Origin of the sequence: Streptococcus mitis (assembly GCF_965111725.1) — a bacterium.
GTDB classification, from domain to species: Bacteria; Bacillota; Bacilli; order Lactobacillales; family Streptococcaceae; genus Streptococcus; species Streptococcus mitis_DV.
Genome location: NZ_OZ217341.1, coordinates 441,709 through 456,378 on the forward strand (window position 1 = coordinate 441,709; position 14,670 = coordinate 456,378).

20 protein-coding genes are annotated in these 14,670 nt (G+C 42.6%); 10 read left to right on the plus strand and 10 right to left on the minus strand.

The annotated features are described in order from the left end of the window. Positions 1-57 precede the first annotated feature (57 nt). From prmA to pepF, 3 genes are read left to right on the plus strand one after another with little or no spacing between them, the layout of a single operon-like run. Positions 58-1,008, plus strand: a complete 951-nt coding sequence (gene prmA / locus ACLV7Q_RS02325) for a 50S ribosomal protein L11 methyltransferase (RefSeq protein WP_218757395.1) — start codon at positions 58-60, stop codon at positions 1,006-1,008. A 1-nt stretch (position 1,009) separates the two neighbouring features. After that, complete coding sequence (locus ACLV7Q_RS02330) at positions 1,010-1,753, plus strand: 16S rRNA (uracil(1498)-N(3))-methyltransferase (protein ID WP_218757396.1); 744 nt, start codon at positions 1,010-1,012, stop codon at positions 1,751-1,753. Positions 1,754-1,763: 10 nt separating this feature from the next. After that, the gene (pepF, locus tag ACLV7Q_RS02335) at positions 1,764-3,560 is read left to right on the plus strand and encodes an oligoendopeptidase F (protein ID WP_218757397.1); all 1,797 of its coding nucleotides are present in this window, start codon (positions 1,764-1,766) and stop codon (positions 3,558-3,560) included. A gap of 167 nt (positions 3,561-3,727) precedes the next feature. On the opposite strand, the gene ACLV7Q_RS02340 is transcribed toward pepF, so the two are convergent. Continuing rightward, on the minus strand, positions 3,728-4,117 hold the full coding sequence (locus ACLV7Q_RS02340) for a nuclear transport factor 2 family protein (protein ID WP_218757398.1): 390 nt from the start codon (positions 4,115-4,117) through the stop codon (positions 3,728-3,730). A 150-nt stretch (positions 4,118-4,267) separates the two neighbouring features. On the opposite strand from ACLV7Q_RS02340, the gene ACLV7Q_RS02345 reads away from it, so the two are divergent. The 4 genes from ACLV7Q_RS02345 (at position 4,268) to ACLV7Q_RS02360 (ending at position 6,515) form a co-directional block, all read left to right on the plus strand. Then, a complete protein-coding gene (locus tag ACLV7Q_RS02345) occupies positions 4,268-4,600 on the plus strand; it encodes a winged helix-turn-helix transcriptional regulator (RefSeq protein ID WP_000182730.1) in 333 nt (110 codons plus the stop codon). An 11-nt stretch (positions 4,601-4,611) separates the two neighbouring features. Beyond that, positions 4,612-5,403: a DUF2785 domain-containing protein gene (locus tag ACLV7Q_RS02350; RefSeq protein ID WP_218757442.1), complete on the plus strand. Its 792-nt coding sequence runs from the start codon at positions 4,612-4,614 to the stop codon at positions 5,401-5,403. Between the two features lie 110 nt (positions 5,404-5,513). Further along, positions 5,514-6,182 (plus strand): MIP/aquaporin family protein, encoded by a 669-nt coding sequence (locus ACLV7Q_RS02355; RefSeq protein ID WP_218757399.1) that lies wholly within the window; start codon positions 5,514-5,516, stop codon positions 6,180-6,182. A 66-nt stretch (positions 6,183-6,248) separates the two neighbouring features. Then, positions 6,249-6,515 carry a hypothetical protein gene (locus ACLV7Q_RS02360; RefSeq protein ID WP_225904705.1) on the plus strand — a complete coding sequence of 89 codons (267 nt, stop codon included), beginning with the start codon at positions 6,249-6,251 and terminating at the stop codon, positions 6,513-6,515. On the opposite strand, the gene queF is transcribed toward ACLV7Q_RS02360, so the two are convergent. The 9 genes from queF to sstT form a co-directional block, all read right to left on the minus strand. Then, positions 6,442-6,933 carry a preQ(1) synthase gene (gene queF, locus ACLV7Q_RS02365; protein ID WP_218757400.1) on the minus strand — a complete coding sequence of 164 codons (492 nt, stop codon included), beginning with the start codon at positions 6,931-6,933 and terminating at the stop codon, positions 6,442-6,444. The genes ACLV7Q_RS02360 and queF overlap by 74 nt on opposite strands. Positions 6,934-6,950: 17 nt before the next feature. Continuing rightward, a complete protein-coding gene (queE, locus tag ACLV7Q_RS02370) occupies positions 6,951-7,667 on the minus strand; it encodes a 7-carboxy-7-deazaguanine synthase QueE (protein WP_120770479.1) in 717 nt (238 codons plus the stop codon). Continuing rightward, positions 7,660-8,103 carry a 6-carboxytetrahydropterin synthase QueD gene (gene queD / locus ACLV7Q_RS02375; RefSeq protein WP_000464573.1) on the minus strand — a complete coding sequence of 148 codons (444 nt, stop codon included), beginning with the start codon at positions 8,101-8,103 and terminating at the stop codon, positions 7,660-7,662. Before queD ends, queE begins: the two co-directional genes overlap by 8 nt. Continuing rightward, on the minus strand, positions 8,103-8,756 hold the full coding sequence (gene queC, locus ACLV7Q_RS02380; protein ID WP_218757401.1) for a 7-cyano-7-deazaguanine synthase QueC: 654 nt from the start codon (positions 8,754-8,756) through the stop codon (positions 8,103-8,105). The genes queD and queC overlap by 1 nt, the downstream gene beginning before the upstream one ends. A 202-nt stretch (positions 8,757-8,958) precedes the next feature. Continuing rightward, entirely contained in the window at positions 8,959-9,273 is a 315-nt protein-coding gene (trxA, locus tag ACLV7Q_RS02385) for a thioredoxin (RefSeq protein ID WP_001029581.1), read from the minus strand. 15 nt (positions 9,274-9,288) lie between these two features. Further along, positions 9,289-9,510 carry a DUF4649 family protein gene (locus ACLV7Q_RS02390; RefSeq protein ID WP_000570256.1) on the minus strand — a complete coding sequence of 74 codons (222 nt, stop codon included), beginning with the start codon at positions 9,508-9,510 and terminating at the stop codon, positions 9,289-9,291. A 99-nt stretch (positions 9,511-9,609) separates the two neighbouring features. Then, the gene (locus ACLV7Q_RS02395; RefSeq protein WP_218757402.1) at positions 9,610-9,990 is read right to left on the minus strand and encodes a MarR family winged helix-turn-helix transcriptional regulator; all 381 of its coding nucleotides are present in this window, start codon (positions 9,988-9,990) and stop codon (positions 9,610-9,612) included. A 142-nt stretch (positions 9,991-10,132) separates the two neighbouring features. Then, on the minus strand, positions 10,133-11,086 hold the full coding sequence (locus tag ACLV7Q_RS02400; RefSeq protein WP_218757403.1) for an aromatic acid exporter family protein: 954 nt from the start codon (positions 11,084-11,086) through the stop codon (positions 10,133-10,135). Positions 11,087-11,257: 171 nt separating this feature from the next. Next, positions 11,258-12,463 (minus strand): serine/threonine transporter SstT, encoded by a 1,206-nt coding sequence (sstT, locus tag ACLV7Q_RS02405; RefSeq protein ID WP_218757404.1) that lies wholly within the window; start codon positions 12,461-12,463, stop codon positions 11,258-11,260. A gap of 138 nt (positions 12,464-12,601) precedes the next feature. Between sstT and ACLV7Q_RS02410 the strand changes: the two genes are divergently transcribed. From ACLV7Q_RS02410 to ACLV7Q_RS02420, 3 genes are read left to right on the plus strand one after another with little or no spacing between them, the layout of a single operon-like run. Further along, positions 12,602-13,162, plus strand: a complete 561-nt coding sequence (locus ACLV7Q_RS02410) for a mechanosensitive ion channel family protein (RefSeq protein WP_172922536.1) — start codon at positions 12,602-12,604, stop codon at positions 13,160-13,162. 57 nt (positions 13,163-13,219) lie between these two features. After that, on the plus strand, positions 13,220-14,125 hold the full coding sequence (locus ACLV7Q_RS02415; RefSeq protein ID WP_000242264.1) for a magnesium transporter CorA family protein: 906 nt from the start codon (positions 13,220-13,222) through the stop codon (positions 14,123-14,125). A gap of 16 nt (positions 14,126-14,141) precedes the next feature. After that, positions 14,142-14,669 carry a YqeG family HAD IIIA-type phosphatase gene (locus ACLV7Q_RS02420; protein WP_000963748.1) on the plus strand — a complete coding sequence of 176 codons (528 nt, stop codon included), beginning with the start codon at positions 14,142-14,144 and terminating at the stop codon, positions 14,667-14,669. The last annotated feature ends 1 nt before the right edge of the window (position 14,670 follow it).

Sequence of the window (14,670 nt, forward strand, 5' to 3'; positions counted from 1 at the left end):
CGTCTTCAGAGAATTTCCTATTTTGGTTTTGTGTTTTACGGGCTTGGTATCTTAAATATGGAAACATGGCAAGAGTTAAAAGTTACAGTGAAGCGTGAGGGGGAGGAATTGGTTTCCAATCTCTTGATTGAGTTGGGAGCGCAAGGTGTCGCGATTGAAGACAGTATGGACTATGTGGGAAATGTTGACCGCTTCGGCGAGATTTTCCCAGAGGTCGAGCAACAGGAAGAAATCGTAGTGACAGCCTACTATCCTGACACGGTAGATGTGGAAGTGGTTGAGGCAGATTTACAGGCTTGCCTAGCAGAATTGACAGATTTTATGGATTTGGGTGAGATCAAGATGGGGACGACTGCCTTGGCTGAGGAAGACTGGGCAGACAACTGGAAGAAATACTATGAACCAGCTCGTATCACTCATGATTTGACTATCGTGCCGTCTTGGACAGACTATGAGGCGACTGCTGGGGAAAAGATTATCAAGCTGGACCCTGGTATGGCCTTTGGGACAGGAACCCACCCAACTACCAAGATGAGCCTTTTTGCCTTGGAGCAGGTCCTTCGTGGTGGCGAAACGGTGCTGGATGTGGGGACTGGTTCAGGTGTCCTTTCCATTGCCAGCTCGCTGCTTGGTGCTAAGGAAATCTTTGCCTACGATCTGGATGATGTGGCGGTTCGTGTTGCTCAGGAAAATATTGAGCTCAACCCTGGAATGGAAAATATCCATGTTGCTGCTGGAGACTTGCTTAAGGGTGTTGAGATTGAGGCAGATGTCATCGTGGCAAACATCTTGGCGGATATCCTCATTCATCTGACAGACGATGCCTATCGTTTGGTCAAGGATGAAGGCTACCTCATCATGAGTGGAATTATTAAGGACAAGTGGGGCATGGTGCGCGAGTCGGCTGAGTCAGCTGGATTTTTCCTTGAAACCCACATGATTCAAGGAGAATGGAATGCCTGCGTCTTCAAGAAGACCAAGGATATTTCAGGTGTGATTGGAGGCTAGCATGCAACAGTATTTTGTAAAAGGTCTTGCCACATCACCTGTCACCATCGAGGACAAGGAGACCAGCAAGCACATGTTTCAGGTTATGCGCTTGAAAGAAGATGATGAGGTTACTTTGGTCTTTGATGATGGAATTAAGCGCTTGGCGCGCGTCTTGGATGTTGAAAATCGTCAGTTTGAGTTGGTTGAAGAGTTAGCTGACAATGTGGAACTGCCAGTCCAAGTGACCATTGCATTCGGTTTTCCCAAGGGGGACAAGCTGGAGTTTATCACTCAAAAAGTAACCGAACTGGGTGCCAGTCAGATTTGGGCCTTTCCTGCCGATTGGTCGGTCGCCAAATGGGATGGCAAGAAATTGGGTAAAAAGGTTGAAAAACTAGAAAAAATCGCCCTTGGAGCTGCTGAGCAAAGCAAGCGTAATGTTGTTCCAAGTATCCAGCTTTTCGAGAAAAAAGCAGATTTTCTAGCTCAGTTGGAGCAGTTTGACTCTATCATAGTAGCATATGAAGAATCAGCAAAAGAAGGAGAAGCCGCTGCGCTCTTACAAGCGATCTCTGGTCTTGAAAAAGGAGCCAAACTGCTCTTTATCTTTGGTCCAGAAGGTGGCCTGTCACCTGCAGAAATCGAGAGTTTCGAAGCTAAAGGAGCCGTTTTGGCAGGCCTAGGTCCTCGTATTTTGCGAGCAGAAACAGCACCGCTTTACGCCTTATCAGCCCTTAGTGTTTTATTAGAATTAGAGAAATAAGAGGAAGAAAATGGAACAAAAACACCGTTCAGAATTTCCAGAAAAGGAACTTTGGGATTTAACAGCCCTATACCAAGACCGTGAGGATTTCTTGCGTGCAATCGAGAAAGCTCGCGAAGACATCAACCAGTTTAGCCGTGATTACAAGGGTAATCTTCATACTTTTGAGGATTTTGAAAAGGCCTTTGCGGAATTGGAACAAATCTACATTCAGATGAGCCATATTGGCAACTATGGCTTTATGCCGCAGACGACAGACTATAGCAATGACGAATTTGCCAATATCGCCCAAGCTGGGATGGAATTTGAAACAGATGCCAGTGTAGCCTTGACCTTCTTTGACGATGCCTTGGTGGAAGCTGATGAGGAAGTTTTGGACCGATTGGGTGAGTTGCCACATTTAACGGCAGCTATTCGTCAGGCAAAAATCAAAAAAGCCCACTATCTTGGGGCTGATGTGGAAAAAGCCTTAACCAATCTTGGTGAAGTTTTCTACAGTCCGCAGGATATTTACACTAAGATGCGTGCTGGGGACTTTGAAATGGCTGACTTTGAAGCCCGTGGCAAGACCTACAAAAACAGCTTTGTTACCTATGAGAACTTCTACCAAAACCATGAGGATGCTGAGGTTCGTGAGAAATCCTTCCGTTCCTTCTCAGAAGGTCTTCGTAAGCACCAAAATACGGCTGCAGCAGCCTATTTAGCCCAAGTCAAGTCTGAAAAACTATTGGCAGATATGAAGGGTTACGACTCAGTCTTTGATTATCTTCTAGCTGAGCAGGAAGTGGACCGTGCCATGTTTGACCGCCAGATTGACCTCATCATGAAGGATTTTGCGCCCGTTGCTCAGAGATATCTCAAGCATGTTGCCAAGGTCAATGGTCTTGAAAAGATGACCTTTGCAGACTGGAAATTGGACTTGGATAGCGCCCTGAATCCTGAGGTAAGTATCGACGATGCCTATGACTTGGTCATGAAGTCCGTAGAACCTTTGGGACAAGAATATTGTCAGGAAGTTGCTCGTTATCAAGAAGAGCGCTGGGTGGACTTTGCTGCCAATAGTGGCAAGGATTCTGGTGGCTATGCAGCGGACCCATATCGCGTGCATCCATATGTCCTTATGAGCTGGACAGGTCGTTTGAGTGATGTCTATACCCTGATTCATGAAATTGGGCATTCTGGTCAATTTATCTTTTCTGACAATCACCAAAGTTACTTCAATGCCCATATGTCGACCTATTACGTCGAAGCGCCATCAACCTTCAATGAATTGCTTCTCAGTGATTACTTGGAGCACCAATCTGATGACCCACGTCAAAAACGCTTCGCCCTTGCTCACCGCTTGACAGATACCTACTTCCATAATTTCATTACTCACCTCTTGGAAGCAGCCTTCCAGCGTAAGGTGTATACACTGATTGAAGAAGGGGAGACCTTTGGAGCAAGCAAACTCAACAGCATTATGAAGGAAGTTTTGACCGATTTTTGGGGAGATGCCATTGAAATCGATGATGATGCAGCTTTGACTTGGATGCGCCAAGCACACTATTACATGGGCTTGTATAGTTACACCTACTCAGCTGGACTTGTGATTTCGACTGCAGGTTACCTCCATCTTAAAAACTCAGAAACTGGAGCTGAAGACTGGCTCAATCTCCTTAAGTCAGGTGGTAGCAAGACACCGCTTGAGTCAGCTATGATTATCGGTGCTGATATTTCAACAGATAAACCACTCCGTGATACCATCCAATTCTTGTCAGACACAGTTGATCAGATTATCGCCTACAGTGCCCAGTTGGGAGAGTAAATTCAAAGAGTCTGGGATAAAAGTCTAACCTTAAATATAAAAAGCGAACAAAACGAGTTATCTGACATTCAGAATTCTGTCTTGTTCGCTTTTTTTCTAATCTATCGATTTTAAAAATTTATAATAAAGAATTCTAAAATCAAAATTTTTTGTCCTGGCCTCTTAAATTATCCCCAAAAGCTATCTTCTTCAGCTTGATCTGAAGAGAAAAGCCAAACTTCTTTGATTTTTCCGTCTTCAATACGGAAGAGGTCAATCCCGTTCATATTGAGTTCAGTACCATCAGCCCGTGTTCCAAGAAAAGTAACATTGGCTGCGATTAAATCCTTATTGTCAGAAACCCAATTTGTTACCACCTTAAAGGTTCCATTAGTTTTCTCAGCAAATGTAGCCAAGTGAGGTCCTAGCTTGTCCTTACCAACAACTGAACCAGATATACTATGATTACCAGGTTGATGCCAGACAATATCGTCTGCCATCGTTTCAAAGACACCAGGAAAGTCACCAGCAATTAAAGCTTGGTTATAAGCATTGAAAATTTCTAAGTTTGTTGACATATCTATTCTCCATTTCTTTTTTATGATATAATTGTAACAGTTACAAACAAAAAAACAAGTAGGAACTTTTTCAATAGCTAGTATCAAAAGTGGTACTATTATTGATACTAAAAGATAAATTTTTTTAAAAAAATAGAAAGAAGATATTTTATGACAAATAAAGTGAGTGAGTATGGTATTTGTCCATTTGCGACAACGCAGAGGGTTTTAACGGGGAAATGGGCACTGGTAATCATTTATCAGTTGAGTACGGGTACCAAACGATTTAAAGAATTGCAGAGATTATTGCCTGGGATTACTCAAACTATTTTGACCCGTCATCTCCGTCAATTAGAAAAGGATAAGATTGTTCAACGAAAGGTCTATGCCGAAGTTCCCCCACGAGTTGAGTACAGCTTAACCGAAATGGGGCAGGAATTCAGAGTTGTTTTAGATGCTGTCGAGAAATGGGGTCTAGATTATATCAAGTTGCTAGAAATGTAGAGGTATTGACCATGTATCAAGAGTTACTAAGAAAAATAGCAGAAGAAAAACCAAGTTATCATGAGGAAGAAATCCAATGGTTGCTTGACCATTTGGGAGATCCTTCTCCAGAAATTCGCGACGACCTTGTTTTTACAAGCTTTGCTAGGGGGATTCAGGAAGAGCTATTTACACAGGAACAATTTCATTTCATTGCTGAAGGGATTTCATCTGATGGAGGGTTAGATAAAGAGATTGATAAGGTAGGCCTGTCAACCCTTGAACGTTCTTTTAGGGCGCTTATTTATGCAAATCTCTTGGCTGCAGATGCCAACCAGCAATCGGTTTTTTATCAGGGATTAAAAGGAGAGATTCGCAATGTCCTTTTAAATCAAGGTTTGTATTATCTTTCAAAAGAAAAGGATACAAGGGGTTTTTCAAGTCAGTATGGTTGGGTTCATTCTTTTGCGCATGGAGCTGATTTACTGACAGAGGTGGTTTGTCATCCAGACTTTCCTAAAACCAGAGTTCATGAAGTATTTGACATACTTGGTCAACTATTTAAAAGAATTTCGATTCGCTTTACAGATGATGAGGATTGGCGTTTAGCAAGAGTGATCTATGAACCGATTTTACAAGGGAAGTTGGAGCAAGAGCAAGTAACTTCTTGGATAAAAACTGTTGACTTTCCGATAGAAGAAAGGGAGGATTTTTATAAATTTTCCAACTTCAGATCCTGTCTGTTGGAAGTCTATGTCCAACTTGACCAGAAAAATAGTTTACAAGATGACTTGAAAGAAGCTATCCAGTCTTTTCAATACTAGGGATAAGCTAATAGTTCTATGGTTTTCAAAAAATTTCCAATCAATTTTCTTGAAACCCTTTCCCTCTTTTGATAGACTAGTATCTAGTTTTTGAAAAAAGGAGAAAGAAAATGAAAAAATTTGTCGCTGAATTAATCGGTACTTTCATGCTTGTGTTCATTGGGACAGGAGCTGTTGTTTTTGGAAATGGTCTTGAAGGTGTTGGACACCTTGGAATCGCCTTTGCCTTTGGTTTGGCAATCGTGGTTGCAGCCTACTCAATCGGAACTGTTTCAGGTGCTCACTTGAACCCAGCTGTTTCTATTGCTATGTTTGTAAACAAACGTTTGTCATCAAAAGACCTTGTCAACTACATCCTTGGTCAGGTTGTTGGAGCTTTCCTTGCGTCAGCTGCAGTATTCTTCCTCTTGGCTAACTCAGGTATGTCAACTGCTAGTCTTGGTGAAAATGCTTTGGCAAACGGTGTCACTGTCTTTGGTGGATTCTTGTTTGAAGTCATCGCAACTTTCTTGTTTGTCTTGGTTATCATGACTGTGACATCCGCAAGCAAGGGCAATGGCGCGATTGCTGGTTTGGTGATTGGTTTGTCCTTGATGGCGATGATTCTTGTCGGCTTGAACATTACTGGACTTTCAGTAAACCCAGCTCGTAGTTTAGCTCCTGCTGTATTGGTAGGTGGCGCAGCTCTTCAACAAGTTTGGATTTTCATCCTTGCCCCAATCGCTGGTGGAGTTCTTGCAGCCCTTGTTGCAAAAAACTTCCTTGGAACAGAAGAATAATTGAAACTCAAAAAGCCTTGCTCCTCATCTTGAGGAACAGGGCTTTTTCGTATCTGTTTATACTCAATGAAAATCAAAGAGCAAACTAAGAAACTAACCGCAGGTTGCTCAAAGCACTGTTTTGAAGTTGTAGATAAAACTGACGAAGTCAGCTCAAAACATGGTTTTGAGGTTGTAAATGAAACTGACGAAGTCAGTAACCATACATACGGCAAGGCGACGTTGACGCGGTTTGAAGAGATTTTCATTGAGTATGAGTTTAACGGTTGTCAATCTTCTCTGGGTAGAGGTCGTGTTGGAAGAGGCGTTGTTCTGCCAAGCCTTCATACTTAGTTCCAGTTTTACCGTAGTTGTAGTAGGGGTCGATTGAAATGCCACCGCGCGGAGTGAATTTTCCCCAAACCTCCAAATAGCGAGGGTCTAGCAAGTTGACTAAGTCTTTCCCAATGGTGTTGATACAGTTTTCATGGAAATCTCCGTGGTTTCGGTAGCTAAAGAGGTAGAGTTTGAGGGATTTTGACTCGACACAGAGCTTGTCAGGAATGTAGGAAATATAAATAGTTGCAAAGTCTGGCTGAGCAGTGATTGGGCAAAGCGAGGTAAATTCAGGGCAGTTAAATTTGATAAAATAGTCATTTTCCACATGACGATTGTCAAAGGATTCCAGGACTTCTGGTTGATACTCGAAAATGTAGTTGGTTTCTTTGTTGCCTAGTAGGCTGAGGTTTTTCATTTCTTCTTGTTGTGACATGATTTTTCTTTCTAATCTTAAACACCACGTTGGTTATCGTAGAGGAGGGTATGCAGTTGAGGAAGGACGCGGACATTGCCCCAACTATCGTCGGCAGCGACGCGTTCCCAGAGTTCTTTGAGACGGTCCAGTTGGTCTTGGATAATATTGCCTGTGGCCTTGGGCTCAGGATTTCCAGCCGATAAGAAGAGGACATCTGGTTGGTAGCGTTCTTGAATGCCTTTGGCAAAGGCCAAATCGGCATCGTCAAAGACAGGGATTTTAAAGGTGACCTTGTCTGGATCCAGTTGGGAAACGATAAAGTCCAAGGTCTCAAAGTTGACTTCCATCTTGGATGAAGGAGGTTTGGGACTCAGAGTGACCTGGTCGATGTCTTTCAACCAATTTTGCCAGCGAGAGCCTTGAGTTTCAACAGCCAGAGTGACACCACGTTCCTTGAGTTTGGTGACCAGCTCAGCCATGTTGGCTGCTAGGATAGCAGGATTTCCCCCAGATAGAGTTACATAGTCGTAGCTCCCCAATTTATCCAAGGCAGCAATGACCTCGTCAGCAGTCATACGAGTTGGCTTTTCAGAGCCATCCCAAGTGAAGGCAGAATCGCACCAGTCGCAGTGGTAGTCGCAACCTGCAGTGCGAACAAACATGGTTTTCTGCCCGATTGCACGACCTTCACCTTGAAAGGTTGGGCCAAAAATTTCCAAAACTGGTAGTTTGAGGACACGTTCCCTAGTCATCTAACCACTCCCGTCTAAACTCCGCAAAGGCAGTCGGAGTCTCATATAGGCGAACATATTCCAAACGGAGACCGCGCTCGTCTGGCAACTCTTGATTCATGGTTTGGAAAATCCAGTAAACCATATTTTCAGCAGTCGTGTTCATATAAGGCAGAGTCTCATTGAGATAGCGATGATCCAAGTGGGGCTCTAAGTAGTTCTTGTAGATGGCTTTGATATCTCCGAAATCGTAGGTCATGCCACGTTCATCTAAAAAACCACTGACAGCAATCTGCAGATGATAGGTGTGACCATGAAGGGATTTGCATTTTCCCTCATAGTGAAAGAGGTGGTGGGCAGCATCGAAGGTAAATTCTTTTGATACCAAGGTTCTGTGAGGATTGTAGACAAGAGACTCTCCGGTTTCCTGTTTGATTTCTTTGGGTGCAAAAAACATTAGGCCTCTCCTTTCTGTGAGAGATAAACATCTAAACCATGTTGACGTAGGTGGCAGGCTGGGCAATCTCCACAGCCGCTTCCGATAATTCCATTGTAGCAGGTTAAGGTCTTCTCACGAACATAGTCAAAGGCACCGAGTTGGTCGGCTAATTCCCAAGTTTCAGCCTTGTCCAGCCACATGAGAGGTGTTTGGATAACGAAGTCGTAATCCATGGCAAGGTTGAGGGTAACATTAAGGGATTTGACAAAGACATCTCGACAATCGGGGTAGCCTGAGAAGTCTGTCTCGCAGACACCTGTCACGATATCTTTAATGCCACGTTGCTTAGCAAGAACTGCCGCAAAGGATAGAAAGAGGTGGTTGCGACCATCAACGAAGGTATTGGGAACCTCCCCCTCTTTTTGCTCAATTTCCAGATCAGAGGTCAGAGCATTTTCAGTGATTTCCCCCAGCAGAGACATATCTAGGATGTGATGACGAATCCCCTGTTCCTCAGCGATTTCTCTAGCGATTTGAATTTCGAGATGATGGCGTTGGCCGTAGGCAAAGGTGACGGCTTCAACAGTTTCATAGTGTTCTTTAGCCCAAAAGAGGCAGGTTGTAGAATCTTGACCGCCACTAAAGACGACCAAGGCTGATTGACGTTTCATAATACTCCTTCCAAAATGGGAAATGTTCAGAGCACGCAAAAAGCTCCCTTGAGGGAGCTAAAAAATACCAAGTAGAGGTTTTTTTTAGCGATGGCATGTCCCAAACATCGTAATATTCTACATACAGTCTAGCATATTTTTTGAAAAATGGCAAAGGGCAAGAAAAAAAGAGACCAAAGAAAGTACTTGGTCTCTAGTATGATTAGCTCAATTCAGCAACGATGGCCTTGATTTGTTCTGCTGTGTGAACACCAGCAACTTGTTTGACAACTTGGCCGTCTTTTTTGAAGAGAAGGGTTGGGATAGACATGATTCCAAAAGCACGAGCTGTGTTTGGATTTTCATCAACGTCCATTTTAACGATTTTCAAAACATCTTCTGAAAGTTCTTCAGACAATTTATCCAAGATTGGACCTTGCATACGACATGGACCACACCAAGTTGCCCAGAAGTCTACCAAGACCAAACCGTCTTTTGTTTCTTGTTCGAATGTTGCATCTGTAATTGCTTTTGCCATTGTATTTCTCCTTTTTTAGTTATATTGGCTTAAATCTTGTTTCATGAGATAGAAGAAGACGTCTCCATAAGTCCCATGGTAGTCCAAATCATGACCGTTGTAAGTTAATTTTTGGACAGGGTAGTAGTCTGCGACGCCGATAAGACAAGCTTGTTGTGAACGATCAAAGTCTTCATAAGACTCGAAAGTCACAGTTCTTTCGTTCTTGCTGGCATCTAGATAGGTAATTTCAATCATGTTTAAAACTCCTTTGTTTAATGATGACTTTATTTTACTCCTTGTAAAAGAGAATGTCAAGAAAAATGATTGCGCACGCAACTTTTTTCTAAAATCATCTCAAATCAAGAAATCCAAACCGGTTTCCAAGCTTTCTTCGACAGCCTTTTGTAGCGAGGACAGTGTCTTTTGCCCATCACTTGTCAGACAGATAAAGCTAGAACGCCTATCTTGATCACAGCACCTGCGACTAAGCAGACCGCAATTTTTAGCTTCCAAGCGAGCCACCATCCGAGAAACAGCGCTCGGGCTCAGATGAAGCTTATCTGGCAGGTCAATCTGGCGTAGAGATTTTTCTTGAGCCAGGTCCAGATAGTAGAGCAGGTAGAACTCTTTCAAGGTCAGACTTTGCTCGCTCTGCTGGGCAATGGTCTCTTCCAAGCGAGTCTCGATTTCTTTCTGACGGCGATTGAAGTCAAACCATTTTTCCAAATAGGTCATAGTATCTCCTTTCTTTTTAGAGTTGTAAATAGAAGAGAGTCCATTCATGGACAGTCTCTGCGTAACAAGATGATTGCGCATGCAATAATTATACTACTTTTCAAAAGAGCTGGCAAGTTTTGTTTTTTAGTGGTTTTCTTTTTTACTGTCCATATTTTTGGTAAAAATCAACTTTTACTTGGATGAAGGTTTTGGCTTCACGTAGGAGTTGAAGAAGGGTGGCGCGGGTTTCAAATTCGTCTCTTGTCTTGGGCAGACTGCGGTTGCGAAAGACTTCCAGATAGCGTTCGATTTCATCTAGCAAATCAGAAGCAGGATTGGCCTGACTCAGTTGACCGGCAATTTTTGAAAAGAGCTGTGCTAAGATCAGGCTTTCACTAGCAGCTAGGTGACAGGTGTTGATTTGATGGGCCATATTTCGCAGGATACGACTTTGTCGCTGTCTCATCTCAAAGTAGTGGATATGGTAGTCGGTCTGGTGAAAGAGGTGGTCAGAGTGATCTAAATAGACCAGTCTGAGGGCTTCTTCCAAAAGCGTGTCTAATTCTGCTACCAGCTGTGCTCGGTTGCGTCCGTCTCCTCTGGATAAATAGTATTTAAAGCGCTGGAGAATATCTTTTAACTTTTCTTCTACCAATGTGTGGTAGTGCTGAATTTCCTCTTCTCGTGAAGGCATGTAGAGATTGACCAGTAAAGCAAATCCAGTACCGATAGCAAAGAGAAGGAATTCATTGACTAGGAGGTCTGGAGAGGTTGACTCTTGAATCAAGAGATGGCTAACCAAAACAGTGCTTGGTGTGATGCCAATTTCCCAGCCCATCTTGTAGGCTAGAGGCACATAGAAGGCAAGATAGAGGCCAAGGCTCCAGATATGAAATCCGCTCAAGTGAAAAGCTAGAACACCGATAGCCAGAGCTAGGAGCATGGAAAAGAGTCGATTGCGAGCCAGTTTTAAGGTACTTCTACGCGTATCAGATAGGCTCAAGAGAGCGATAATTCCAGCCGAAACTGCTGAGGAAAGATTGAGAAAATAAGCAAGAAAACAGGCAAGACAGGTAGCTAAGATGAGCTTGGTCGTACGTTGGCTAATAGACATAAGAATTTCCTGATAATACTCAATGAAAATCAAAGAGCAAACTAGGAAGCTAGCCGTAGGCAGTACTTGAGTACGGCAAGGCGAAGCTGACGTGGTTTGAAGAGATTTTCGAAGAGTATAAGTTAGAATAAAAGAGCAAAAGACAAAACCTGAGCAGGCTTGTCTTCTTGCTTATTTTTTACGGGCTGCTGCGTATTCGGCAACGGCGGTAAAGAGGACATCTGTAGAAGAGTTAAGGGCTGTTTCACATGAGTCTTGGATGACACCAATCACAAATCCAACCCCAACAACTTGCATGGCAATATCGTTAGAAATACCGAAAAGGCTACAAGCAACTGGGATAAGAAGGAGGGAGCCTCCAGCAATACCAGAAGCACCACAGGCTGAGATAGCTGCTACCACACTGAGGACAAAGGCTGTGGCAAAGTCAACAGGAATTCCAAGAGTATTAACTGCAGCAAGGGTCAAAACGTTAATGGTAATCGCTGCTCCAGCCATATTGATAGTAGAACCAAGTGGGATAGAAACAGAATAGGTATCTGGGTTGAGTCCAAGATCATGGCAGAGTTTCATGTTGACAGGAATGTTAGCCGCAGAGCTACGAGTGAAGAAGGCTGTCACACCGCTGACACGGAGGCAGTTCAAAACTAGAGGGTAAGGATTGCGTCTCATAAAGAAGAAGGCAATCAAAGGGTTGACCACAAGGGCAACAAAAAGCATAGTCGTTACTAATAGAACCAATAAAATACCGTAGTTGGCAAGGCTTCCGATTCCCTTGTCAGAGATGGTTTTGAAGACAAGACCAAGGATACCAAATGGGGCTAGGTTAATGATCCATTCGACAATTTTAGAAGTCACGTCAGCGATAGTTTTTAGTAATTCTTTACTATTTTTGCTGGCTTCTCTCATGGCAATCCCGAAAACAACTGCCCAAGATAGGATACCGATGTAGTTGGCAGTAATGAGGGCATTGACTGGATTGTCAACCAGTTTGAGCAAGAGGTTGCTGAGGACCTGCCCAATCCCATCTGGTGGTGCAATTTCAGTATTGGCACTATTTAGGGTAATTTCGATAGGGACGATGAAACTTGCTACAACAGCTACAAGAGCAGCAGCAAAAGTTCCTAGGATATACAAGAAAACAACAGTTTTCATATTGCTATCTTGTCCCTTTTGATGTTGGGAAAGGGCATTGGCAACGAGGGCAAAGACTAGGATAGGAGCAACAGCTTTTAGACCTCCGACGAATAAATCCCCGAGTAGACCAATTCCTGAGAGATTAGGAAGGATCAGTCCTAGGATTCCCCCACAAAGCATACCAATCAAGATACGCTTGACAAGGCTTGCCTTATTCCAAGCATGAATGATTCTTTTCATAATAATCTCCTTTTTATGTAGTGATTATGATTATAGTATAAATGATAGACAAAATCAAGAATTTTCTGTCTATTTTTTGAATATTTATGGAGAATGAGACTGATAAAAGTATGGTATAATGAAATAAAGGAGTTTTATATGCAAAAATTTATTCAAGCTTATATTGAAAAGCTAGATGTGACAACCATTATCGAGAATATTCTCACCAAGGTCATTTCTCTTTTACTGCTTTTGATTGTATTTTATATTGCTAAAAAAATGCTTCATACCATGGTGCAGAGAATTGTCAAACCTTCTCTAAAAATGTCTCATCATGATGTCGGACGCCAAAAGACTATTGCGCGTTTACTAGAAAATGTGTTTAATTATACGCTATATTTCTTTTTACTCTACTGTATTTTATCGATTTTAGGCTTACCTGTATCTAGTTTGCTGGCTGGGGCTGGAATCGCTGGGGTGGCGATTGGGATGGGAGCCCAAGGATTTCTGTCTGATGTCATCAATGGCTTTTTCATCCTCTTTGAACGTCAACTGGATGTGGGAGATGAGGTTGTTCTGACCAATGGCCCCATTACTGTATCGGGCAAGGTTGTTAGTGTGGGAATTCGTACGACCCAGCTTCGTAGTGAGGAGCAAGCTCTTCACTTTGTTCCTAACCGAAATATCACGGTTGTTAGCAATTTCTCACGCACAGACTAGACCTGTTATTTTAAGTAATTTGTGGTACAATAGAAAGAGTTTAATAAAGGAGAAAAGATGGTTTTAGAAAAGCAGTTGGGCAATGGTTGTACCTGGATAGACCTTGATGTGGATAAGATTAAAAATATGGAAGATCTTTCTGACATCTATGGATTGGACAAGGAAACCATTGAGTATGCTCTGGATAGAAATGAACGAGCTCATATGGATTATAACCGTGAAACGGAGACGGTAACCTTTATTTATAATGTTCTTGATTTAGAAAAAGACAAAGAATATTATGAAGCGATTCCGATGACCTTTATCGTTGAAAAACAACGAATGATTACCATCAGCAACCATAAGAATGCTTATGTCATTGATCAGATGTCAGCTTATCTGGATAGCCATGAGTCGCTTTCTATTTACAAGTTTCTCTTTTCTGGTTTAGAGATTATCAGTAACGCTTATTATCCTGTCATTGAAGAGATGGATAAAAGTAAGGACGAAATTAGTGCCTTGCTACGTCAAACTACAACAAAGAAAAATCTCTTCGCCCTCTCTGACTTGGAGACTGGTATGGTTTACCTGACAGCAGCAGCAAAACAAAATCGACTCCTCTTGGAACATATCCAGGGCCATGCTCTTTATCGGAGATTTAATGATGTCGAACGAGAGCAGTTTGATGATGCCATGATTGAAGCCCATCAGTTGGTGTCTATGACAGACTTGATTTCTCAAGTCTTGCAACAACTCTCAGCTTCTTACAACAACATCCTAAACAATAACTTGAATGATAGTTTGTCAATTTTGACTATTATCTCCGTCTTACTAGCAGTACTTGCGGTTATTACAGGTTTCTTCGGAATGAATGTTCCTCTACCATTTACAGAAGAGCCAAATGCTTGGATTTATATCTTAATGACTAGCTTGATTTTATGGGTGGCCTTATCTCAATGGCTGAAGAAAATTACTAGAAAATAAAAGAAAAGGAGCCAGAATGGCGATTGAAAACTACATGCCAGACTTTGCTGTGGAAGCAGTTTATGATCTGACAGTCCCAAGCCTGCAGGCGCAGGGAATCAAGGCTGTTTTGGTCGATTTGGATAATACCCTCATTGCTTGGAACAACCCTGACGGGACGCCAGAAATGAAACAATGGCTACATGACCTTCGGGACGCGGGCATTCGCATTATCGTGGTCTCAAATAATACCAAAAAACGCGTCCAACGAGCAGTTGAGAAATTTGGGATTGACTACGTTTATTGGGCTCTGAAGCCCTTCACATTTGGGATTGACCGTGCCATGAAGGAATTTCATTATGAGAAAAGTGAAGTGGTCATGGTTGGCGACCAGCTCATGACAGATATACGAGCAGCCCACCGTGCTGGCATTCGCTCGATTTTAGTCAAACCCTTGGTCCAACATGACTCGATTAAAACACAGATTAACCGAGCTCGTGAGCGTCGTGTGATGCGAAAAATCACTGAAAAGTACGGGCCGATTACATATAAAAAAGGAATTTAAC

Bases quoted from the DNA above. Each gene is read 5' to 3' on its own strand.
- prmA (WP_218757395.1), top strand. From the start codon at position 58: ATGGAAACATGGCAAGAGTTAAAAGTTACAGTGAAGCGTGAGGGGGAG.
- ACLV7Q_RS02330 (WP_218757396.1), top strand. From the start codon at position 1,010: ATGCAACAGTATTTTGTAAAAGGTCTTGCCACATCACCTGTCACCATC.
- pepF (WP_218757397.1), top strand. From the start codon at position 1,764: ATGGAACAAAAACACCGTTCAGAATTTCCAGAAAAGGAACTTTGGGAT.
- ACLV7Q_RS02340 (WP_218757398.1), bottom strand. From the start codon at position 4,117: ATGTCAACAAACTTAGAAATTTTCAATGCTTATAACCAAGCTTTAATT.
- ACLV7Q_RS02345 (WP_000182730.1), top strand. From the start codon at position 4,268: ATGACAAATAAAGTGAGTGAGTATGGTATTTGTCCATTTGCGACAACG.
- ACLV7Q_RS02350 (WP_218757442.1), top strand. From the start codon at position 4,612: ATGTATCAAGAGTTACTAAGAAAAATAGCAGAAGAAAAACCAAGTTAT.
- ACLV7Q_RS02355 (WP_218757399.1), top strand. From the start codon at position 5,514: ATGAAAAAATTTGTCGCTGAATTAATCGGTACTTTCATGCTTGTGTTC.
- ACLV7Q_RS02360 (WP_225904705.1), top strand. From the start codon at position 6,249: ATGAAAATCAAAGAGCAAACTAAGAAACTAACCGCAGGTTGCTCAAAG.
- queF (WP_218757400.1), bottom strand. From the start codon at position 6,933: ATGTCACAACAAGAAGAAATGAAAAACCTCAGCCTACTAGGCAACAAA.
- queE (WP_120770479.1), bottom strand. From the start codon at position 7,667: ATGACTAGGGAACGTGTCCTCAAACTACCAGTTTTGGAAATTTTTGGC.
- queD (WP_000464573.1), bottom strand. From the start codon at position 8,103: ATGTTTTTTGCACCCAAAGAAATCAAACAGGAAACCGGAGAGTCTCTT.
- queC (WP_218757401.1), bottom strand. From the start codon at position 8,756: ATGAAACGTCAATCAGCCTTGGTCGTCTTTAGTGGCGGTCAAGATTCT.
- trxA (WP_001029581.1), bottom strand. From the start codon at position 9,273: ATGGCAAAAGCAATTACAGATGCAACATTCGAACAAGAAACAAAAGAC.
- ACLV7Q_RS02390 (WP_000570256.1), bottom strand. From the start codon at position 9,510: ATGATTGAAATTACCTATCTAGATGCCAGCAAGAACGAAAGAACTGTG.
- ACLV7Q_RS02395 (WP_218757402.1), bottom strand. From the start codon at position 9,990: ATGACCTATTTGGAAAAATGGTTTGACTTCAATCGCCGTCAGAAAGAA.
- ACLV7Q_RS02400 (WP_218757403.1), bottom strand. From the start codon at position 11,086: ATGTCTATTAGCCAACGTACGACCAAGCTCATCTTAGCTACCTGTCTT.
- sstT (WP_218757404.1), bottom strand. From the start codon at position 12,463: ATGAAAAGAATCATTCATGCTTGGAATAAGGCAAGCCTTGTCAAGCGT.
- ACLV7Q_RS02410 (WP_172922536.1), top strand. From the start codon at position 12,602: ATGCAAAAATTTATTCAAGCTTATATTGAAAAGCTAGATGTGACAACC.
- ACLV7Q_RS02415 (WP_000242264.1), top strand. From the start codon at position 13,220: ATGGTTTTAGAAAAGCAGTTGGGCAATGGTTGTACCTGGATAGACCTT.
- ACLV7Q_RS02420 (WP_000963748.1), top strand. From the start codon at position 14,142: ATGGCGATTGAAAACTACATGCCAGACTTTGCTGTGGAAGCAGTTTAT.